At 39.3% G+C, this 20,917-nt stretch carries 19 protein-coding genes; 16 read left to right on the forward strand and 3 right to left on the reverse strand.

Annotated features, from left to right (window positions below; all coding sequences use genetic code 11):
- Positions 1 to 9: 9 nt before the first annotated feature.
- The 4 genes from BLP50_RS02425 to pfkB all read left to right on the forward strand — a co-directional run bounded on the left by BLP50_RS02425 (position 10) and on the right by pfkB (position 3,384).
- A complete protein-coding gene (locus tag BLP50_RS02425; protein ID WP_090150426.1) occupies positions 10 to 1,263 on the forward strand; it encodes an ABC transporter permease in 1,254 nt (417 codons plus the stop codon).
- Between the two features lie 8 nt (positions 1,264 to 1,271).
- The gene (locus BLP50_RS02430; protein ID WP_090150430.1) at positions 1,272 to 2,027 is read left to right on the forward strand and encodes an exodeoxyribonuclease III; all 756 of its coding nucleotides are present in this window, start codon (positions 1,272 to 1,274) and stop codon (positions 2,025 to 2,027) included.
- Positions 2,028 to 2,111: 84 nt separating this feature from the next.
- A complete protein-coding gene (locus BLP50_RS14270; protein WP_176753657.1) occupies positions 2,112 to 2,282 on the forward strand; it encodes a hypothetical protein in 171 nt (56 codons plus the stop codon).
- Between the two features lie 154 nt (positions 2,283 to 2,436).
- A complete protein-coding gene (gene pfkB / locus BLP50_RS02435; RefSeq protein ID WP_090150433.1) occupies positions 2,437 to 3,384 on the forward strand; it encodes a 1-phosphofructokinase in 948 nt (315 codons plus the stop codon).
- A 4-nt stretch (positions 3,385 to 3,388) separates the two neighbouring features.
- Here pfkB and BLP50_RS02440 read toward each other — a convergent pair whose 3' ends face one another.
- Positions 3,389 to 3,907 carry a hypothetical protein gene (locus tag BLP50_RS02440; protein ID WP_090150436.1) on the reverse strand — a complete coding sequence of 173 codons (519 nt, stop codon included), beginning with the start codon at positions 3,905 to 3,907 and terminating at the stop codon, positions 3,389 to 3,391.
- A 241-nt stretch (positions 3,908 to 4,148) separates the two neighbouring features.
- On the opposite strand from BLP50_RS02440, the gene metE reads away from it, so the two are divergent.
- Positions 4,149 to 6,422: a 5-methyltetrahydropteroyltriglutamate--homocysteine S-methyltransferase gene (metE, locus tag BLP50_RS02445; protein ID WP_090150439.1), complete on the forward strand. Its 2,274-nt coding sequence runs from the start codon at positions 4,149 to 4,151 to the stop codon at positions 6,420 to 6,422.
- 59 nt (positions 6,423 to 6,481) lie between these two features.
- Here metE and BLP50_RS02450 read toward each other — a convergent pair whose 3' ends face one another.
- Complete coding sequence (locus tag BLP50_RS02450; RefSeq protein ID WP_090150442.1) at positions 6,482 to 7,042, reverse strand: PepSY domain-containing protein; 561 nt, start codon at positions 7,040 to 7,042, stop codon at positions 6,482 to 6,484.
- Between the two features lie 120 nt (positions 7,043 to 7,162).
- Entirely contained in the window at positions 7,163 to 8,020 is an 858-nt protein-coding gene (locus tag BLP50_RS02455; RefSeq protein ID WP_090150446.1) for an AraC family transcriptional regulator, read from the reverse strand.
- A gap of 145 nt (positions 8,021 to 8,165) precedes the next feature.
- Here BLP50_RS02455 and BLP50_RS02460 point away from each other — a divergent pair, with 145 nt between their 5' ends.
- The 11 genes from BLP50_RS02460 (at position 8,166) to BLP50_RS02510 (ending at position 20,856) form a co-directional block, all read left to right on the forward strand.
- Positions 8,166 to 9,974 carry an L-fucose isomerase gene (locus tag BLP50_RS02460; protein ID WP_090150449.1) on the forward strand — a complete coding sequence of 603 codons (1,809 nt, stop codon included), beginning with the start codon at positions 8,166 to 8,168 and terminating at the stop codon, positions 9,972 to 9,974.
- Between the two features lie 106 nt (positions 9,975 to 10,080).
- Positions 10,081 to 11,082, forward strand: coding sequence for a LacI family DNA-binding transcriptional regulator (locus BLP50_RS02465; protein ID WP_090150452.1), 1,002 nt, complete (start codon positions 10,081 to 10,083; stop codon positions 11,080 to 11,082).
- A 15-nt stretch (positions 11,083 to 11,097) separates the two neighbouring features.
- Entirely contained in the window at positions 11,098 to 12,579 is a 1,482-nt protein-coding gene (gene xylB / locus BLP50_RS02470; protein ID WP_090150455.1) for a xylulokinase, read from the forward strand.
- An 11-nt stretch (positions 12,580 to 12,590) separates the two neighbouring features.
- Entirely contained in the window at positions 12,591 to 13,640 is a 1,050-nt protein-coding gene (locus tag BLP50_RS02475) for a galactitol-1-phosphate 5-dehydrogenase (protein ID WP_090150458.1), read from the forward strand.
- A 21-nt stretch (positions 13,641 to 13,661) separates the two neighbouring features.
- Complete coding sequence (locus BLP50_RS02480; protein WP_090150461.1) at positions 13,662 to 14,666, forward strand: aldo/keto reductase; 1,005 nt, start codon at positions 13,662 to 13,664, stop codon at positions 14,664 to 14,666.
- Between the two features lie 139 nt (positions 14,667 to 14,805).
- Positions 14,806 to 15,654 (forward strand): class II fructose-1,6-bisphosphate aldolase, encoded by an 849-nt coding sequence (gene fba, locus BLP50_RS02485; RefSeq protein WP_090150464.1) that lies wholly within the window; start codon positions 14,806 to 14,808, stop codon positions 15,652 to 15,654.
- Between the two features lie 26 nt (positions 15,655 to 15,680).
- Complete coding sequence (locus tag BLP50_RS02490; RefSeq protein ID WP_090150468.1) at positions 15,681 to 16,652, forward strand: ABC transporter permease; 972 nt, start codon at positions 15,681 to 15,683, stop codon at positions 16,650 to 16,652.
- A 16-nt stretch (positions 16,653 to 16,668) separates the two neighbouring features.
- Positions 16,669 to 18,165, forward strand: a complete 1,497-nt coding sequence (locus BLP50_RS02495) for a sugar ABC transporter ATP-binding protein (protein WP_090150472.1) — start codon at positions 16,669 to 16,671, stop codon at positions 18,163 to 18,165.
- A 14-nt stretch (positions 18,166 to 18,179) separates the two neighbouring features.
- On the forward strand, positions 18,180 to 19,169 hold the full coding sequence (locus BLP50_RS02500) for an ABC transporter permease (RefSeq protein ID WP_090150475.1): 990 nt from the start codon (positions 18,180 to 18,182) through the stop codon (positions 19,167 to 19,169).
- Between the two features lie 76 nt (positions 19,170 to 19,245).
- Positions 19,246 to 20,373, forward strand: a complete 1,128-nt coding sequence (locus BLP50_RS02505; RefSeq protein ID WP_090150478.1) for a substrate-binding domain-containing protein — start codon at positions 19,246 to 19,248, stop codon at positions 20,371 to 20,373.
- Between the two features lie 18 nt (positions 20,374 to 20,391).
- A complete protein-coding gene (locus BLP50_RS02510) occupies positions 20,392 to 20,856 on the forward strand; it encodes an RbsD/FucU family protein (protein ID WP_090150480.1) in 465 nt (154 codons plus the stop codon).
- The last annotated feature ends 61 nt before the right edge of the window (positions 20,857 to 20,917 follow it).

Consider the following 20,917-nt stretch of genomic DNA (forward strand, 5'->3'; position numbering starts at 1 on the left):
GGAGGACCTATGTTTGAGAATTTAAGATTAGCATTCCGAGGAATCTGGACTCACAAGCTTAGATCATTCCTTACAATGCTAGGTATTATTATTGGTATTGCTGCTATTATCGCTATTGTATCTACTATCGAGGGTACTAATCAGCAAATCAAGCAGAATCTTATTGGCTCAGGCTCTAATACAGTAGATATTCAGCTGTATGAGAATGATTGGCCAATTGATTTAAGCTATAGTGAGGCACCTTTCGGTGTTCCACAGATTTCAGATGAGATTCTAAAGGAGATTAAGGATCTTGATGAAGTAAAATCTGCAAGCAAGTATACTAGCAGACAGATATATGATGGTGTTTACTATCTTAATAATTCCATGAGTGGCGGTTATGTAAAGGGTGTAGAGACTGACTATTTTGAGACTGCAAATATGACCGTTAAATCAGGAAGATTGTTTACAGATGCAGAGGTAAAAGATTATAAAAAGGTTTGCATTGTTGATGATGGCATTATTTCAGGTGTTCTTCAAAATGAGGACCCTATTGGAAAGATTTTGGAAATTGGCGGCGACTCTTATGTAATTGTGGGAGTTGTGGCATCTCGTTCTACATTTGAGCCGGTAATCAATTCGATTACTGATTATCAGACATACGCTCAGGACGAATCAGGAACAGTTTACATTCCAATTACTGACTGGCCAATCAGTTACAAGTATGATGAGCCAGAAAATGTTTTGGTTAGAGCTAAATCCACTGATGATATGACAGCAGCAGGGAAGAAGACTGCAGATATTTTAAATGGTAATATTCATCCAGACAGTGATGCTATTAAGTATCAGTCAAAGGATTTATTAGAGCAGGCTCAGCAGCTTCAGCAGCTGGCATCATCTACCAATTCAATGCTTATTTGGATTGCTGCAATATCACTGTTGGTAGGTGGTATTGGCGTTATGAATATTATGCTTGTTTCAGTTACAGAGCGTACTGCAGAAATCGGTCTTAAGAAAGCAATCGGTGCCAGAAAAGGCAAGATTATGGCGCAGTTTTTAACTGAGGCCGCAGTGCTTACATCTATGGGCGGTGTGCTAGGCGTAGCTTCAGGTATTGGCCTTGCCCAGATTATATCAATGATGAGTGGAACTCCAGTTGCAATCTCTTGGCCTGCAGCCTTTATAGCAGTTGCTTTTTCCATGGTTATTGGTATAGTATTTGGTATATTACCAAGTCATCAGGCGGCTAATCTTAATCCTATTGATGCCTTGAGGACTAACTAGGAGGCTATATGAGCAAATTCGTTTCATGGAATGTGAATGGACTTAGAGCTGTTGTTGGAAAGGGTTTTTGGGATTTCTTTGACAGCATAGATGCAGATATTATTGGTCTGCAGGAGATTAAACTGTCAGAGGGGCAGTTTGATGAGACAAGAGAAGGCTACCATGTCTACTGGAATTATGCTGAGAAGAAAGGATATTCCGGCACTGCAATATTTACAAAAAAGGAGCCAATATCAGTAAGTTACGGTATTGGAATAGAAGAGCATGACCATGAGGGAAGAGTAATTACCCTTGAATTTGAGGATTTCTATTTTATTACTTGCTATACTCCAAACTCTCAAAATGAGCTAAAGCGTCTTGATTATCGCATGACTTGGGAGGATGATTTCAGAGCATATCTTAAGAAGCTTAACGAGAAAAAAGGTGTTATTTTATGTGGCGATTTAAATGTTGCCCACGAAGAAATTGATATTAAAAATCCTAAGACTAATCGTAGAAATGCAGGCTTTACTGATGAAGAGCGCCAGAAGATGACTCAGCTTTTGTCAGAGGGATTCATAGATAGCTTTAGATATTTCTATCCAGACCAGGCAGATATCTATTCTTGGTGGTCATATCGCTTTAAGGCTAGAGAGAAAAATGCTGGATGGCGTATTGATTATTTCATAGTATCAGAAGACCTTAAGGATAGAATGAAGGATGCCAAGATTCACACTGATGTATTTGGCTCAGATCATTGTCCAATTGAGTTAGATTTTGAATAATAATTATTATTTGACCGAAAAATATGATATTTTTCTAGATGTATGATATTATTTAAAAAGTAAAGATAGTTGGAGGTGGGAGAAATGGCAGATAATGGCAAAGAAGCAACATTTGTTGTACGTGTAAATAAATGTGAAAATGGAAGTTGGCAGGGACAGGTTACATGGGCAGACAGAGATGAAAAGCTTAACTTCCGCAGCGCTATAGAGCTTGTATCTATAATGGATGGAGCACTTAATAGCGAGGACAAATAAATAGCAATATGGGCTCTCCTCATTTGAGGAGAGCTTTTTTATTTTTAGATTGCATTTTTCTGTAAAAAAATATAAGGATATACACATTTTGTAGTTTTTTTATATGGTCTAGTGCATAATAGTTGCAAATTTATGGAATATGGGGGCATAATTTATGATTTTAACAGTTACTTTAAATGCAGCTATTGATAAGCGCTATGTGGTAGAAAACTTTGAGGAAGGCGAAGTAAATAGGGTATTAGAATGCGAATATGTACCTGGAGGAAAGGGCCTTAATGTTTCAAAACCACTTGCTATTGCAGGGGCTGATGTAGTTGCTACCGGTTTTGTAGGAGGATATGCAGGAGACTATATATGTTCTAGACTTTCTGATTATGGAGTAAAGGATGGCTTCTATAAAGTTAAGGCGGAGAGCCGTTCTTGCATAAATATATGGGATACAAAAAAGAAAAAGCAGACTGAGTTTTTGGAACCAGGATTTGTGATTGATGAGAATGATTGGAATGGATTTGAGGAAAAGTTTAAGACACTTGCCAAGGATTCAGATATCATTACCATATCAGGTAGTGTTCCAAAGGGCCTGGATTCTAATAGTTATAGAAGGCTTATAGCAATAGGGAAAAGCCTTGGTAAAAAGGTGATTTTGGATACTAGTGGAAAGCTTCTCATAGAAGCAGTTGAAGAGATTCCATTTATGATAAAGCCTAACATTGATGAGATTGCTATGCTCACAGGAAGAAAAATTTCAGTAGATGAGGAAGGCTTTTTTGAAGAGGTAATAGCTGCAGCAAAACAAATACGAGATAAGGGCGTTGAGATTGTAGTTGTTTCTCTTGGGGCAGATGGGTCTTTGATGGTATGTGATGATGGAGTCTATAGGGGAATAGTACCTAAGATAGATGCCGTAAATACGGTGGGCTGTGGGGATTCTATGATTGCAGGATTTGCGCTTTCATTTTCTCAGGGCCTTACTTTTACCGAAGCGTTAAAAAAAGCCAGCGCAATCTCCGCTGCATCGGCGATGACAGAGGAGACCGGCCGGTTTAACTTGTCTGATATGGAAAAACTTATTAATCAAATAACAATTGAAAAGATAGGATAAATTGTTATTCTTCAAGCTCTTCTGAGGATGTAGAATACTCAGGAGAGAGATATGTAAACATTACTACGTTGTAATCTGATGTTACTATAGCTGCCAACTCAATGTTGCCACTATCTAGACGCCAAATGTCTGCTAGGTTGGTAACAGTGTTGGTGGCTTCTTTTGTCTTACCGAGACTATTTTGAAGCTGCTTGTGTAAGTCGTTGTAGATATCTGTGATTTCCTCGCCATCCTCACTAAAGTATGCCCAAGTCATGTTGGTCATATGTCCGTCTTCGTCGAAGGCATATTGAACATTTCCCTGTAAGTCTAAATAATCAGATGAATAATTGTATGCGTTGCCGTAATAAGATTCTTTCTCGGAATCTGGCTCGCCTAATTCCTTAATCATATCATCATATGTAGTGTCAAAGTTAAAAGTAGTGAATGGAGGATCGGAACTTAAATCTTTTCCGCAGGCAACAAAGCCCATAACAGTAATAGTAAGAATTGAAATTGATGTGATAATTTTTTTAGCATTCATTTTAGTGCCCCCCATTAAGCATTTCGATAGTTACGCCATCATTTTCTATTTATTATAACAGTTAATAGCTAAAGGTGTATTGTAAATTTAAAAATAATAGAATTTTTTTGTAAATAGAATTTGATAAATGAATTGTGATTGACATAGATAAAATCTATTGTGAGCTGACTGATTTTTATATTTTACCTATATATTCAGTAGGTCTATACTTTTTGTAAATTAAAAAAGAAAGGGTAAAGAAATGAAAACAGCAGTAGTAGGGTTTCCAAGAATTGGAAAGGATAGAGAGTTAAAGTTTGCAACAGAAAAATATTTTAGAAGTGAGATTGGGGAATCTGACTTATATAATGTGGCAAACACATGGAAGCACTTTAATATAACTAGTCAGAAAGAGGCAGGGATAGATTTTATTTCCTCAAATGATTTCTCTTTTTATGATAATGTGCTTGATACAGCAGTTTTATTTAATGTTATTCCAAAGAGATATAAGGCATTAGGATTATCAAATCTTGATACATATTTTTCAATGGCAAGAGGATATCAGGGGGATAAAGGCAATGTAAAAGCTCTTGCTATGAAAAAATGGTTTAATACGAATTATCATTATATTGTTCCAGAAATTGAGGATGATACAAAAATTGAGTTGGTAGGAACAAAGCTTTTTGATGAATATGATGCTGCCAAGGCCTCAGGAATCGAGACAAAACCTGTGGTTGTTGGACCATTTACATTTTTAAAATTGGCTAGATATACAGGTGAGAAGAAAGCAGAGGATTTCGTTGATGATCTTATTGAAGAATATGTAAAGCTTATCAAGAAATTAGATGATAGATTAACTCACTGGTTACAGATTGATGAGCCATATTTGGTAATGGATTTGACATTTGAGGATAAGGCATTATTTAAACGTATATACGATAAGATAACTGCTGCAAGTGGCGGTGTGAGACTTCTTCTTCAGACATATTTTGGTGATGTAAGAGATATATATGATCAGCTGATTCAGTATGATTTCGATGGAATCGGATTAGATTTTGTGGAAGGGAAAAAGACACTTGATTTAGTGGAGACTTTTGGATTTCCAAAGAATAAATATTTATTTGCAGGTGTAGTTAACGGCAAAAATATTTGGAGAAATAACTATGAGAATTCTCTTGAAATAATTGAAAAGCTTAAAAGCAATACAAATGCTAAAATAGTTGTTTCTACTTCATGTTCTTTGCTTCATGTGCCATATACACTTGAAAGCGAAACAGATTTACCAGAAGAATATAAAAAGCATTTCTCTTTCGCACTTGAAAAGCTTTCAGAAATTAAGGAACTTTCGGTTTTGGCCGATGGTGATGGAAATAGTGACATCCTTGAGCGAAATAAATCATTATTTACAGGCAGAATTAATAGTGTTGATGAGGCGGTTAAAGAGAGAGTGGCAAATATTAAGGAGTCTGATTATAGAAGAGTTCCTGATTTTGACAAAAGGGCAGCTGCTCAGAGTGAATGCTTGAATCTACCACTTTTCCCAACAACTACAATTGGCTCTTTCCCTCAGACAGAAGATGTGAGACGTACAAGACAGCTATTTAGAAAGGGCAAAGTAGCAAAGGAAGAGTATGTAGAGTTTAATAAAAACAAGATTGCGGATTGCATTAAACTCCAAGAAGAAATAGGCCTTGATGTTTTGGTTCATGGTGAATATGAGCGAAACGATATGGTGGAATATTTTGGCGAGCACTTAGAGGGCTATCTTTTTACAAAAAAAGCATGGGTACAGTCCTATGGAACCAGATGCGTTAAGCCACCAGTAATATGGGGCGATGTATCAAGAAAAAGTCCTATTACAGTAGAATGGGCTAAGTTCGCATCAAGCTGTACTGATAAGCCAGTGAAGGGAATGCTTACAGGACCTGTAACTATATTTAACTGGTCATTCCCAAGAGAAGATATTTCTGTCAAGGAAAGCATGCTTCAGATTGCTCTTGCAATTCGTGATGAGGTACTTGATTTAGAGGCCAATGGAATAGGAATTATTCAGATTGATGAGGCAGCTTTAAGAGAAAAGTTACCTCTCAGAAAATCTGACTGGTATAAGGAATATTTGGATTTTGCTATTCCAGCATTTAGACTTGTGGCAAGCGGTGTAAAGGAGACAACTCAGATACACACACATATGTGTTATAGTGAGTTTACAGATATTATTCCTGCTATAGATGCTATGGATGCAGATGTAATTACTTTTGAAGCATCACGTTCTGATTTGCAGATTCTTGATTCTCTCAAGGAAAATCATTTTAGAACAGCTGTTGGCCCTAGTGTTTACGATATTCATAGTCCAAGAATTCCTTCAGTAGATGAGATAGTAGCTGGAGTCGATAAGATGCTTAAAAGAGTAGATGATAAAAAGTTATGGATAAATCCTGATTGCGGACTTAAGACAAGAGGAGAGACAGAGACTAAAGCAAGTCTTATAAATCTTGTAAAAGCAGCAAATGAGCTTAGAGATAAATACTGCAGCTAAATTATTAAAGGTCACCTCAAAATGAGGTGACCGTTTTTGCTATGCTAGTATCTAATTGTTTATGAGACTTCGTAATTGATTATATTTCCTGTTTCGATTTCGATATCGTAACTATATTGATATCTTCCCACTATGAAGAGAACTTCATATATGCCTCTGCCATCAATATAATCTTTTGTAACTTTTGAATATCTCAAATCGTCTTTTGTGTAGCTGGCATCAGCTAGGGCAATTTCAAGAGCATCATCCTCTGTTATATTTTCCACGCTGGATGATGGATTTGTATCATCAAGTGATTCTCTAGGGTTTTCTTCTGCGTGAATTGATTCTAATTCCACTTCAGAAGAAATAATATCACCTGTCACATCTATTTCATAGCTGTATTCAGTTGTTCCGTAGAAGAAGACAATCTCGTATTGTTTTACCCCTAAGACGTATTCACTTTTTGCTTTTGCAATTGTTACATCATTTTCTTCCAATCCGGCATCTTTTAGAGCTATTTCTCTGGCATCTGCCAAAGTGATTTTACTAGCGGCATAGACGGTATTGAAAGGAATGAAAGAAAAGATTGCAAGGAACAGTATAAGCGATAATGCTGCTGCCGATATTCTTTTTTTCATATCTCAACCCTCCTTTAAACTTATTGCAAGTAATTAAGTATGCCTCGCTCTATATTTAAAGTAGCACATAAGTGTTAAGGAAGTGTAAAAGAAATGTGAATTGAAACATCCCTATAACCCTCAAGCTGAAAAGGAGCGTTTCATAAACTGCTTTGGCGTAATGTTTTTGTATTTATTAAATGTCTTTATGAAGTAGCTTTCATCGTTAAAGCCGCATGAAATAGCAACTTCTCTGATTGAAATATCCTTTGTAGAAAGCATTTCACAAGCACATTCCACTCTATAGTAATTTAAATAGTCAATAGGAGTTCTGTCGGTCATAGATTTAAAATAGCGGCAAAAATATTTTGGATTCATGCCAGCTATATGGGCTAAATGGTCCAAAGTTATATTGTTGGAATAGTTTTCTGAAATGTAAGATAGGACCTCTTTAACGGAGTTTAACCTCTCAAGAGTAACATTATCTAGAGGATTCTTGGTGTAGATTTCGTTTCTGATAATTTCTCCGAATAAAATGTACAAATATCCCTGAACATTGAATTCATAGCCAGTCTGTTTTCTGGCAAGGGTGTTACATAGGTCTTGCACGATTGCAGAGATAATGTGATTGTTTTTGGAAAGATAAGTGTTGATTCTGATTCGATGATTGATGATGTCCTGGACAGTCTTGCTGCAGGCATTATTATTCTTAAGCAATATCTTCAAATCGAAAACAATACAGTCGTACCAACAGTCAGTCGGTGTGCCCCCATGTAGCATTCCATCAGAAATGAACACCACGTCGCCTTCGTGGTAGGTTTCAGTTTTGTCGTCTAGTGTGAGATTAAAGGAACCCTTTCTGATATAGACAATTTCGTAGTTAGTGTGCCAATGATAGGTCATAAGGTATCTTGGCGTGTGTGGATTCTCATGATAATGAGCAATTGGAAAGTTAAAAGTGCCGTGCTGGCGATGTTCTTGATAATCGATATACTTCATAATTATTCCCCCAAATACAAAAAGTGAATATCGTTATATTTTTATTCAGTATATCACTTTTTATGGAAAAATCCATTCCCTATAATCAATTTATAACGTAACGGTTCGCTTTAAGGCATGAGAATCGCAAGGAGGGTAATGGAGTATGAGTAAAAACAGATATATTGGGGAATATCCTGTAATAGGTATTAGGCCATGTATTGATGGACGTCGTGGACCTCTAAAAGTAAGGGAATCACTTGAAGAACAGACCATGAACATGGCTAAGTCGGCAAAAAAGCTTTTTGAGGAGAATATAAAGTATTCCAATGGCGAACCGGTTAAAGTCGTAATCGCAGATACAACAATAGGTCGAGTTGCAGAGTCAGCTGCCTGTGAGGCAAAGTTCAGAAAAGAAGGGGTAGCAATTACGCTTTCTGTTACACCTTGTTGGTGCTACGGCTCAGAGACAATGGATATGAATCCACTGACAATCAAGGGTGTTTGGGGACTTAACGCAACAGAAAGACCTGGAGCTGTTTATCTTGCATCAGTTCTTGCAACACATGCACAGAAGGGACTTCCAGCATTTGGAATATATGGCAAGGATGTTCAGGAGGCTGATGACACAGTAATTCCTGAGGATGTAAAGGAAAAGTTACTTAGATTTGGCAGAGCTGCTGTTGCCGCAGCATCAATGAGAGATAAGTCGTATCTACAGATTGGCTCAGTGACAATGGGAATTGGCGGTTCAATCATGGACCAGAATTTCTTGGAAGAATACCTTGGCATGAGAGTTGAGTCCATTGATGAGGTTGAGATTCTTAGAAGAATAGATGAGAAGATTTACAACGAAGATGATTATAAAAAGGCTCTCAACTGGATAAAGAAAGAATGTAAAAAAGGCTTTGATAAGAATCCAGATTTTGTAAAGAAGAGCGATGAGCAAAAAGAAAAGGACTGGGAATTCGTAGCAAAGATGGCAGTCATTATCGAGGACCTATATCAGGGCAATCCAAATCTTCCAGAGGGAAGAGAGGAAGAAGCTGTTGGTCACAATGCTATCTGCGGTGGATTCCAGGGGCAGAGACAGTGGACTGACCACTGGCCAAATTGTGATTTGCCAGAGGCAGTACTTAATACATCATTCGACTGGAACGGAGCTAGAGAGCCATTTATCTTGGCAACAGAAAATGATGCTTTAAATGGATTGGGAATGCTTTTTATGAAGCTTCTTACAAATAGAGCTCAGATGTTTGCAGATGTGAGAACTTGCTGGAATACAGAGTCGGTGAAACGAGTTACTGACTATACATTAGAGGGGCACGCTAAGGAGGCAGACGGAATCATTCACCTAATTAATTCAGGAGCATGCTGCCTTGATGCATCAGGTGTCTGCAATGATAAAGATGGAAATCCTTGCATTAAGCCATGGTATGAAATAACAGATGAAGATCAAAAGAAGATTATGAATGCTGTAGAGTGGTGCGAGGCTGACAATGGTTACTTTAGAGGTGGCGGTTGGTCATCAAGATTTGAAACAAAGGTAGAAATGCCAGCCACAATGATTCGACTTAATCTTGTTAAGAATCTAGGCCCTGTTCTTCAGATAGCAGAAGGCTGGACGGTGGCACTTCCAGAAAAGGTTTCAGATACTCTCTGGAAGAGAACAGATTACACATGGCCATGTACATGGTTTACACCTAGATGTGATGGGAAAAAGGGAAGCCCATTTGAAAATGCTTACAGCCTGATGAATAACTGGGGCGCAAATCACGGTGCTATTTCATACGGACATATAGGCGCAGATATTATCACAATGGCATCAATGCTCAGAATTCCAGTATGTCTTCACAATGTGGCAGATGAGGATATCTACAGACCAGCAGCATGGAATGCATTTGGCGCAGACAAGGAAGGTCAGGACTTTAGAGCTTGTGTAGCTTATGGTCCACTTTATAAAACAGTTCGTTAACTAAAGGGAGATTTTTTAAATGAGTTTGCCGGAAGCTAAGACGCTTCCGGCGGCTTTAGACCAAAAGGCGAAACGTTTCGCCTATGCGTAAGGGGAGGAAGAAAAATTGCCATCAACAATTAGGGATATAAAAGAGCGTACCGGATTATCACTTGCCACTATTTCTAAATATCTAAATGGTGGAAATGTTTTACCGGAAAACAAAGAAAAAATAGAGATTGCCATTAAGGAACTAAATTATCAGGTTAATGAAATGGCAAGAGGTCTGGTTACCAATAAGACCCGTTCCATTGGGGTGCTGGTTCACAATGTGGCTAGTATATTCTGTGGGTTGTTGCTTAGATACATAGGCGATGTGCTTAAGGAAAATGGATACAGCATGATCATATGTGATGCCAGAGATGATGAGGCTAATCAAGCGGAAAGTATAAAGTTTCTCCTATCAAAAAAAGTGGATGGAATCATAGTGATTCCCGTATCAGATAAGGGGGATTTCCTAAAGCCGGCAGTAGCAGCAAAGGTTCCTGTGGTTTTGATGGATAGATCTCTTCGTAATTGCGATTTTGACTGCGTGCGAATCAACAACAGAGAAGCGGCCTACAAGGCTACCAATGAGCTTCTAAAAAATGGTCATAAGAAAAATGCAGTTATTTATTCGGCCCACAATTACACAGGACTTCAAAGATATAAAGGTTTTGTGGAGGCTATTGAAGACGCAGGGCTTACAGTTGAAAAAGATTTTGATAAACCTGGTTTTCATTCTATAGAGCATGGATATGAGAGTATGAAGCAGCTTTTAGCTCTTAAGAACAAGCCTACTGGGGTCTTTACAACAAACTATGAAGTAACACTTGGTGCTGTTATGGCGGTAAACGAATCCAAGTATTCATGTCCTGAGGATATTTCAATAATGGGGTTTGACAATTTGATATTAACCCACATTGTTCAACCTAAGATGACAATGGTTATCCAGCCTATGAAAGAAATGGGCAAAAGAGCTGCAAACCTAGTGTTAAAGAGGATTGGTGACAAGGAACACGAACCTCCAATTGAATATATTTTAGGAACAAAAATTGAAAAGGGAAACTCGATAAAAAAGCTTAATTAATAAAGGAAGAATGTTATGGGAGCAAAATTACTGGGAATAGACATAGGTACATCTGCCTGTAAAATAGCTGTTTTCGATGAGGACGGAACTGTTATTTCGCAGGCGAACGAATCCTACGGTGTCTATTATCCACATCCGGGATATGTGGAACAGGACCCAAATGAATGGTGGAAGGCCATAGTAAAGGGAATTAAGGGCGTATTTGCAGATAAAAAAGTATCTCCGGAAGATATCAAGGGTATCGGTGTTGATGGTCAAAGCTGGTCAGCAATTCCTGTGGATAGAGCAGGAAATGTACTTTACAACACACCTATTTGGATGGATACCAGGGCTAGGGATATTTGCGAAAAGGTAACGGAAAACCTTGGAGAAGATAGGATTTTCAATGTGGCTGGCAACAAGTTTTTACCTAGTTACACTACACCAAAGATGCTTTGGTTCAAGGAAAATAAGCCTGAGATATTTGAAAAGACATTTAAATTTTTACAGAGTAACAGCTTTATAGTTTACAAGCTGACAGGAAAAATGAGCCAAGATTTATCTCAGGGTTATGGACTACATTTTTTTGATAGTAAAGAACTGTTTTATGACAGTGATTTAGCTGAGGAATTAGGACTGTCAGTGGATTTGGTGCCTCATCTTTACGAGTGTGATGAAGTGGTAGGACAGGTAACAAATGAAGCGGCGGAACTTACTGGACTAAAGGCCGGGACTCCAGTTGTGGCAGGAGGACTTGATGCAGCCTGTGGAGCTCTAGGAGCTGGTGTTTATAAGACGGGGCAGACTCAGGAACAGGGTGGCCAGGCAGGAGGAATGAGCATCTGCTTGAATAAGGCAATGGCTCATAAGGACCTAATACTGAGCCCTCATGTGGTGCCAGGAATGTGGCTTTTACAAGGCGGTACAGTAGGAGGTGGCGGAGCCTTAAGGTGGTTTAGACAGGAATTTGGCAAGGATGAAAGCTTTGATCAGCTTACAAAAGAAGCGGAACTTGTGCCTGTAGGCTCTGATGGAGTTACATTTTTACCTTATATGTCAGGTGAACGTTCCCCAATTTGGAACCCAGATGCAAAGGGAGTTTTCTATGGACTTTCCTTTGACAAGACTAGAGCAGATATGACAAGAGCGGTTCTTGAAGGGGTGGCATTTTCACTTGAACATAATCTTAGGGTTGCCAAGGAAACAGGCGCAAAAGTAGAGGTGCTTAATTCTATGGGAGGTTCAGCTAATTCAAAGCTTTGGACCCAGATAAAAGCAGATGTTACAGGCTGCAGAATTGTAGTGCCAGCTTCAGATACTGCAACAACACTTGGCGCGGTAATTTTAGCTGGAATAGGAACAGGTATCTATAGCTCTTATGAGCAGGCGGTGAAAAAAACTATCAACATTACAAGGGTTCATGAGCCGAATCCAGAAAATCACAAAGCCTACGAAAAGAGCATGGAATTATATTTAGAACTCTACGGAGATCTAAGGGAAACATTTAGCAGATATTAGGAGAAGATGAGATGAAAGCAGGAGTTGTACACGCAAGAAATGATATCAGATATGAGGATATCAAAAAGCCAGAGATAGAGCCTGGCAAGGTAATTGTAAAGGTTAAATACACAGGTATTTGTGGCTCAGATGTACCTCGAGTAAACGGCGATGCATGCCACTATTATCCAAATGTTTTGGGACATGAGTTTTCAGGCGTTGTGGATGAAGTGGGAGAAGGTGTAACCACATTAAAAAAAGGAGATAGAGTGGCAGGAGTTCCACTTGTTCCTTGTATGAAATGTGCAGACTGCCAAAAGGGAAATTATTCTCTTTGCAAGCACTACAGTTTTATTGGTTCCCGTGAATTTGGAAGCTTCGCAGAATATGTTCAGGTACCAGAAAAGAATGCAGTTAAATTTGCAGATGAGGTGTCTTTTGAACAGGGAGCACTTTTTGAGCCAGCCACAGTTGCACTTCATGGACTTAGAAGAGTGGATTACAAGGGCGGCAAAACAGTAGCCATTTTAGGCGGTGGAACAATCGGAATGATGACTGCTCAGTGGGCAAAAATATTTGGTGCCAAGTCAGTAACAGTATTTGACATTGTAGATGAAAGACTTGAGCTTGCAAAAAGACTTGGAGCTGATTATGGAGTCAATTCAGGGGCTGCTGATTTTATGGATCAGGTAAATGAAATTACTGGTGGCAGAGGCTTTGACTATGTATATGAGACAGCAGGCAACACAATCACAATGAAGATGGCCTTTAAGCTTGCAGCCAATAAAGCGGGGGTTTGTTTCATTGGAACTCCTACAAAGGAGCTGTCATTTACAGTGGATGAGTGGGAAGCCATAAATAGAAAGGAATTTATTTTGACTGGTTCATGGATGAGCTATTCTGCGCCATTTCCAGGAGATGAGTGGGATTTGACGGCTCATTATTTTAGCACTGGTGAACTTAAATATGATGATTCATTCATCTTTAAGAAAATGCCACTTTCACAGATTGCGGATGCTTTTGAAATGTTTAAAACACCGGGCCTTGTGAAGGGCAAGATACTAATTGATAGTGAAAAATAAAATGTAGAAAGGGAAGAATAAATGGACGCAACAAAAGTACCACAGATTACTTTAAACACAGGCGATAAAGTGCCATGTGTTGGACTTGGAACCTTTGGTTCAGACAGATTTGATGCTGATGAAGTATCAAAGGCTGTGGCAGGGGCTATCAGAGCTGGCTATAGAATGATTGACTGTGCTGCCTGCTATGGAAATGAAAAGGAAATAGGAAAAGTTATAGCTGATGCCTTAAAGGAAGGGGTATGTGAGAGAAAAGATATGTATATCATGACAAAAGTTTGGAATGATATGCACAGACATTGTGAGGAAAGTGCAAGACAAAGTATTGCAGATCTTAGATGCGAATATATTGATTTGTTCTTTATTCACTGGCCTTTCCCTAATTATCATGCTCCACATTGTGATGTTACTTCTAGAAATCCTGATTCAAAGCCATTTTCAGTGGAAGAATTTATGGATACCTACAGACAGTGCGAGGCTCTTGTAAAGAAAGGAATTATAAGACATATCGGAATTTCTAATATGACTGTTCCAAAGCTTGAGCAGGTTATTGATAAGTTTGAAATCAAGCCAGTTGCATGTGAGATTGAGCTTCATCCATGTATGCAGCAACAGGAGTTGTTTGATTATTTAGTTGCTCACGATATTCAGCCAGTTGGATACATGCCAATGGGCTCACCTATGAGACCTGAGCGAGATATGGAGCCAGATGATATTGCTGACTTACAGCTTCCTGAGATGAAGAAAATTGCTGAGGCTCATGGGGTTCATCCAGCAATTATAGCTCTCAAGTGGGCAATTCAAAGGGGACAGATACCTATTCCATTTTCAATTCACAACTATGTGGCTAATCTTGAGTGCACTGTAACAGAGCCTCTTACAGATGAGGAGATGGAGATAATAGCAGGTCTTGAGAAGAATAATAGACTTGTAAAAGGTCAGGTTTTCCTGTGGCCAGGAGCAAAAGATTGGCACGATTTATGGGATGAAGATGGAACAATCGCAGATTGTCCAGATGCAATTTAGTTAAAAGTGAATATAGTCATATTTTTTTACAAGATATTGCCTGTAAATGGATATGGCATGTGGGATAATACATACGTGAGGACGAAACGTTTCGCTTATGAACGGAAGTCTTCATAACCTGGGAGGAGGTTATAAAAAAATGGCACTTGTTACTTCTACAGAAATGATGAGTAAAGCAGATAAAAATGGATATGCCATTGGGGCATTTAACGTAGAGAACATGGAAATGGTGATGGCGGTAATAAAGGCGTGTGAGGAATTGAATTCTCCAGCGATTTTACAGACTACACCATCCACAGTTAAGTATGCAGGACTGGATTTGTATGTTGCAAATGTAGCAGCTGCAGCAAATAAAGCTTCAGTTCCAATTGCACTTCATTTGGATCACGGAAACAGTTTTGAACTTGCAATGCAGGCATTAAAGGCTGGATATACATCAATAATGATTGATGGTTCAAAGGAACCATTTGAGGACAATATTGCAGTTTCAAGAAAAGTGGCAGAGGCTTGCAAGCCAAATGGTATTCCAGTTGAGGCAGAGCTTGGCAAGGTTGGCGGAAAAGAAGATGACCTTGAGTGCAATGACCCTGGATACACAGACCCAGATGATGCAGTTAAGTTTGTTGAAGAGACTGGAATCACATCCCTTGCTGTTGCCATTGGAACAGCACATGGTATTTACAAGGGTGAGCCAAAGCTTGATTTAGACAGACTTACAGAGATTAGAAAAGTTGTTAATATTCCACTTGTTTTACACGGTGCATCGGGAGTGCCTGATGAAACAGTTAAGGAATGTATAAAAAGGGGTATAAGCAAGGTTAATTTCGCTACAGAACTTAGAATTGCTTATAGCGACGGAATAAAAGAATATCTTAAGGACAATCCGCAGGCTTTTGATCCAAAGAAGTATGATGCAGCCGGTATGGAGAAGGTTACTGAGCTGGTAAAGAAAAAGATTAGAGTGTGTGGCAGCGAAAATAAGGCTTAGATAATTCTGATTGGGGGGAATAAAAATTGGATAAGATTAAACAAAATCCTATTGTTAAGAAACTGGGATTTAACAGAATTGTACTGGTGTTTGTCATCCTTTTAATGTACACGCTGTTTTGTGTGGCTACAGGAGGAAACTTTGCAGGATTACCAAGAATTCTTAGTGCACTGAACTATGCGTATTTCTTAGGATTCCTGTCACTTGGGGTAACATTTGTAATTGCTACAGGAGGTATTGATTTCTCCATTGGACCTGTAATGTTTTGTGCGGCGCTTATCTCTGGATATAGCCTTACGAGCTTAGGAGTACCAATGGGACTGGCACTTCTCATTAGCGTATTTGTTGGTTTTTGCTTTGGTTTATTTAATGGATATTTGGTTGCATACTGGTCAGTTCCACCATTTATCGTATCAATGGCCAGCATGAATATAGCAAAGGGTGTTGCATCCGTATTTACGAAGACACAGTCGGTGTCATGGCCACAGCTTGCGGCAGGTGGATGGTTTAGACAGTTAGTTAAGATTGGCAACTTCCCAGTGGGACTTGTGATATTTATTTTGGTTGCAGTTGTATGTGCATTGCTTTTAAACAAGACAAAGCCAGGTCGTTACATCCTATGTCTTGGAAGCAATCGCGAAGCGGTTAGACTATCGGGCGTTAACACTAAAAAATGGGAAATGCTTGCCTATGTTATATGTGGTGTGTTAGTTGGTATCGCTGCAATTTTCTTTGTAGGTGCATACACAACTGTTCAGCCAGGTTACGGTGATCAATACAACAACGAAGCTATTGCAGGATGCGTTATGGGAGGTACATCAATGGCCGGAGGCCTTGCTTCCATAAGCGGTACGGTAATCGGCGTTTTCATAATCGCACTTTTGCAGGAAGGTATTCTTGCTCTTGGATTTACCAAGGATTACCAGCTGATTATTACAGGTATTATTGTTATCGTTGCCGTATATGCGGATGTTGTTGCTAGACGTAGAAAGAATTAGCCAGGAGGGGGATAAAATGGGAGAAGTAATACTTACAATGAATGACATTGACAAATCTTTCCCTGGTGTACACGCACTAGACCATGTGCATTTCGACGTAAAGAGGGGCGAAGTACATGCCCTCATGGGAGAGAATGGTGCTGGCAAGTCAACACTTATGAAGGTACTTACCGGTATCTATACAAAGGATTCTGGAACAATAGAATTCGAGGGCAAGGAAGTTGAATTCCATAATGCCAGAGAAGCTCAGGATGCTGGTGTAGTTATAGTTCACCAGGAGCTAAACATGGTAGGACATCTTACTGTTGCTCAAAACATTTTCATTGGAAGAGAGTTCAAAAAGGGATTAAAAATCGATGACAAGAAAATGAATGAGGAGGCTAGAAAGCTTTTTCAGAGATTAAATATCGATATTGACCCTACAGACACCATGTCAGATTTGACAGTAGGTAAGCAGCAGATGTGCGAGATAGCAAAGGCTATTTCACATGAGGCAAAGGTAATTGTCTTTGATGAGCCATCAGCTGCTCTTACAGAATCAGAGATAGCTGAGCTTTTCAAGATTATTAGAGATTTAAAAGAGCAGCAGCTTGGTATTGTTTATATCTCACACAGAATGGATGAGATTAAGGTGATAACTGACAGAGTCACAGTCATGAGAGATGGCGGCTATGTTGGTACGTTAATCACTAAGGATTGTACAAAAGATGACATTATCAACATGATGGTTGGTCGTGTTATCTATGAGGAGCCAAAGACAAAGAGTCTTGTTCCAGAGGATGCACCAGTAGTACTTAAGGTTGAGCATCTTAATGCTGGCAAGATGGTTCAGGATGTTAGCTTTGAGCTAAGAAAAGGAGAGATTTTAGGATTTTCTGGTCTTATGGGTGCTGGACGTACTGAGACAGCCAGAGCCATATTTGGAGCAGACCCAAAGGAAAGCGGAGATATTTATATCAACGGTAAAAAGGTGGAAATCAATTCTCCAGAAGATGCAGTTAAAAATGGTATTGGATATCTTTCAGAGGATAGAAAGAGATTCGGTATTGTAGTTCAAAAGACTATTGCTGAAAACTCTACTCTAGCAACTCTAGAAAAGTACATGAAAGGTATCTTCATCAACAAGAAGAAGGAGAATGAAATTACTAAGAAATATGTTGATTCTCTAGCAACTAAAACACCTAGCATCGACCAGCTGGTAGTTAATCTTTCAGGTGGTAATCAGCAGAAGGTAGTTATTGCAAAATGGCTTGTACGTGATTCAGAGATACTTATATTTGATGAACCCACAAGAGGTATCGACGTTGGTGCTAAAAATGAAATCTACAAGCTAATGAATCGATTAGCTGCGGAGGGCAAATCCATTATTATGATTTCCTCTGAAATGACAGAAATACTTAGAATGAGTGACCGTATCATAGTTATGTGTGAAGGCAAGGTAACAGGTGAACTTGGAATCGAAGAGGTTTCACAGGAAAAGATTATGAATATGGCTACCAGAGAGATTAGTTAGTAGGAGGGAGAATAATGGCAGGCGATTTAAAGAAAAAATCCATCTTTGCCAAGCTGGGTGGTCAGAAGTTTATTGTTCTTCTGGTGGTAATAGTTTTATTTACATTTTTTTCAATAGCAAGTCAGGATTTTAGGAAATATACTACTGTACTTAATATTTTTGATTTTTCATATTACATCGTGCTTATGGCGATAGGTGTAACATTCCCGCTTATTACAGGTGGCGTAGATCTTTCTATTGGTACAGGACTTATTTGCTATTCACTGGCAGGTGGTTATCTTGTAGTTCACCTTGGATGGCCAACGGGACTTGGATTACTAGTTAGTGTGTTGTTTGGTATCCTTATTGGATTTGCAAATGGTGTACTTATAGCGGTAATGGGGCTGCCACCATTTCTTGCAACCTTATGTACCTGCATGATAACTAGAGGCTTAGGTTCAATATGTTCAAAGGGCTTTGGTATTTCATGGCCTACAGCTGGTGCTCCAGGAAGCTGGTTTAGAAGTATTTTTAAGATGCAGATTGGGGGTACGAAAATTCCAATCGGTTTCATTTGGATTCTTATTATTGTAGCTATTATGGCATTTGTACTTAACCACACAAAGATAGGTCGATACACAATTGCTATTGGCAGTAACAAGGAAGCAGCAGTTCTTTCAGGAATCAATGTTAAGTTCTATCACATTATGGCTTATGTTATTTCTGGATTTTTTGCAGGTCTTGCATCTATTGCCTATGCAGCAGTATTCCCTACAGTTCAGCCGGGAACTGGTGCAGGATTTGAGCTTGAGGCAATCGGTGGAGCAATCATTGGTGGTGTATCAGCTACAGGTGGTGCAGGAAGCATAGAAGGTACATTGATAGGTGTATTTGTAATTTGCTTACTTAAAACAGGATTACCATTTGTTGGTTTGCAGGCTAACTGGCAGCAGATTATTACAGGTCTTGTATTAATTGCAGCCGTACTTGTGGACATTATTAAGAAACGCCGAGAGGCAAAATAACATTTTGTATATGTAACCTAAAGAGGAGAAGGGTTCATATAAATAAATCTCATAAAAGACACGGGAGGGTTAAAACATGAGAAAAAGAGTTCTAGCTACATTAATGACAGCTGCAATGGCAGCAACACTTTTCGCTGGCTGTGGTGACTCAACAGGAACTGATACTACAGCAGCAGGTGGCGACACAGCTACAGCTACAGAGGGCGGCTCTACAGAGGCAGCAGGCGGTGACTACAAATTTGAGATTATCGTAAAATCTTATCAGTCATCATATTGGCAGGCAGCTGTAAAGGGTATCGAGCAGGAAGCAGAGGCAAAGGGTGTTACAGTTAACTGTACAGGTCCTAACGCTGAATCTGATATTGCTGATCAGGTTAACATGCTTAACAATGCTATCAACAATGCTCCTAATGGTATCGGTCTTGCAGCTTGTGATCAGGATGCATGTCTTGATGCTCTTCAGGCAGCACTTGATGCAGGTATCCCTGTAGTATGTTTCGACTCAGGTATTCCTAATGCTCCAGCTGGTTCTGTAGTTTCTACAGTTGCTACAGACAACTACTCAGCAGGTGCTACAGCAGCAGAGAATCTCTATCCTGCACTTAAGGACAAGATTGGTGACGGACAGGTTAGAGTAGGTGAGGTAAACCAGGAAGCTACATCTGAATCAATCATCAACAGAGGTCTTGGTTTCATCGACAAGTTTGCTGAGCTTGCTAAGGCTGACGGCTACACAGTAGCAGTAGTTGGTAATGAGAAGTATGTTAATGATTCAAAGGCTGAGACAGTTTCTGAGTCAGAGGCAGATATCGTAATCGAAGTTGCAGTTCCTGCACAGACAACAGTTGAGCTCTGCGCTACAGAGGCATCAGCAATCATGAATAAGTCAGATACAATCGGTATGTTTGGTTCAAACCAGATTGCAGCAGAAGGCATCCTTACAGCTAATGAGAACCTTGGTGTATTAGGTGACAAGATTCTTGCAGCAGGATTTGATGCTGGTTCAGTAATCAAGTCTGCAGTAGCAAACGGAACAATGTATGGTGCTGTTACACAGTCTCCACTTGTAATGGGTATCACAACAGTAGATGTTCTTTGCGATGCAGCAGCTGGTAAGTCAGTTTCAGATGTTCCTACAGATGGTTATTGGTACAATGCTGACAACATGGAAGATCCTGAAATTGCACCAAACCTTTACGACTAATAATAAGGAGACTTGAATATGTTAAAGGGTATACCAACCATCTTATCCCCAGAACTTCTTAAAGTTTTGGATGAGATGGGACATACAGATGAGATTGTCATAGCAGATGGCAACTTCCCCGGTCATAGCTTTGGCAAGCCCGTCATTAGACTTGATGGACATGGAGTACCTGAAATACTAGATGCGATTTTACAGGTATTTCCACTTGATACTTACCCAAATAAAAAAGGCGAAATTGATCCACCATGCACACTAATGGCTCTAGAGCCTGGCGATGTAGGAAAGGTTGCAACCCCAATTTGGGATGAGTACAAGAATATTGTTAAAAAATATGATGACAGAGGCGCAGGCGCCTTTAAGGAGATTAACAAATGGGATTTCTACGATCAAACCCGTGATAAATCTACCTGTGTCATTATGTCGACGGAAACAGCTATTTATGCGAATATCATTCTGCGAAAGGGTGTCGTAATTAATAAGTAGCATCCCCTAAACTTACCTTTTGTTTATAAAAGAAGAGGCTCGTCATTTGTTTGGCGGGCCT

Origin of the sequence: Pseudobutyrivibrio sp. AR14 (assembly GCF_900101325.1) — a bacterium.
Lineage (GTDB): Bacteria > Bacillota > Clostridia > Lachnospirales > Lachnospiraceae > Pseudobutyrivibrio.

Excerpts from the sequence above, each read along its gene's own strand:
- BLP50_RS02425 (WP_090150426.1), top strand. The coding sequence starts at position 10 with ATGTTTGAGAATTTAAGATTAGCATTCCGAGGAATCTGGACTCACAAG.
- BLP50_RS02430 (WP_090150430.1), top strand. The coding sequence starts at position 1,272 with ATGAGCAAATTCGTTTCATGGAATGTGAATGGACTTAGAGCTGTTGTT.
- BLP50_RS14270 (WP_176753657.1), top strand. The coding sequence starts at position 2,112 with ATGGCAGATAATGGCAAAGAAGCAACATTTGTTGTACGTGTAAATAAA.
- pfkB (WP_090150433.1), top strand. The coding sequence starts at position 2,437 with ATGATTTTAACAGTTACTTTAAATGCAGCTATTGATAAGCGCTATGTG.
- BLP50_RS02440 (WP_090150436.1), bottom strand. The coding sequence starts at position 3,907 with ATGAATGCTAAAAAAATTATCACATCAATTTCAATTCTTACTATTACT.
- metE (WP_090150439.1), top strand. The coding sequence starts at position 4,149 with ATGAAAACAGCAGTAGTAGGGTTTCCAAGAATTGGAAAGGATAGAGAG.
- BLP50_RS02450 (WP_090150442.1), bottom strand. The coding sequence starts at position 7,042 with ATGAAAAAAAGAATATCGGCAGCAGCATTATCGCTTATACTGTTCCTT.
- BLP50_RS02455 (WP_090150446.1), bottom strand. The coding sequence starts at position 8,020 with ATGAAGTATATCGATTATCAAGAACATCGCCAGCACGGCACTTTTAAC.
- BLP50_RS02460 (WP_090150449.1), top strand. The coding sequence starts at position 8,166 with ATGAGTAAAAACAGATATATTGGGGAATATCCTGTAATAGGTATTAGG.
- xylB (WP_090150455.1), top strand. The coding sequence starts at position 11,098 with ATGGGAGCAAAATTACTGGGAATAGACATAGGTACATCTGCCTGTAAA.
- BLP50_RS02475 (WP_090150458.1), top strand. The coding sequence starts at position 12,591 with ATGAAAGCAGGAGTTGTACACGCAAGAAATGATATCAGATATGAGGAT.
- BLP50_RS02480 (WP_090150461.1), top strand. The coding sequence starts at position 13,662 with ATGGACGCAACAAAAGTACCACAGATTACTTTAAACACAGGCGATAAA.
- fba (WP_090150464.1), top strand. The coding sequence starts at position 14,806 with ATGGCACTTGTTACTTCTACAGAAATGATGAGTAAAGCAGATAAAAAT.
- BLP50_RS02495 (WP_090150472.1), top strand. The coding sequence starts at position 16,669 with ATGGGAGAAGTAATACTTACAATGAATGACATTGACAAATCTTTCCCT.
- BLP50_RS02500 (WP_090150475.1), top strand. The coding sequence starts at position 18,180 with ATGGCAGGCGATTTAAAGAAAAAATCCATCTTTGCCAAGCTGGGTGGT.
- BLP50_RS02505 (WP_090150478.1), top strand. The coding sequence starts at position 19,246 with ATGAGAAAAAGAGTTCTAGCTACATTAATGACAGCTGCAATGGCAGCA.
- BLP50_RS02510 (WP_090150480.1), top strand. The coding sequence starts at position 20,392 with ATGTTAAAGGGTATACCAACCATCTTATCCCCAGAACTTCTTAAAGTT.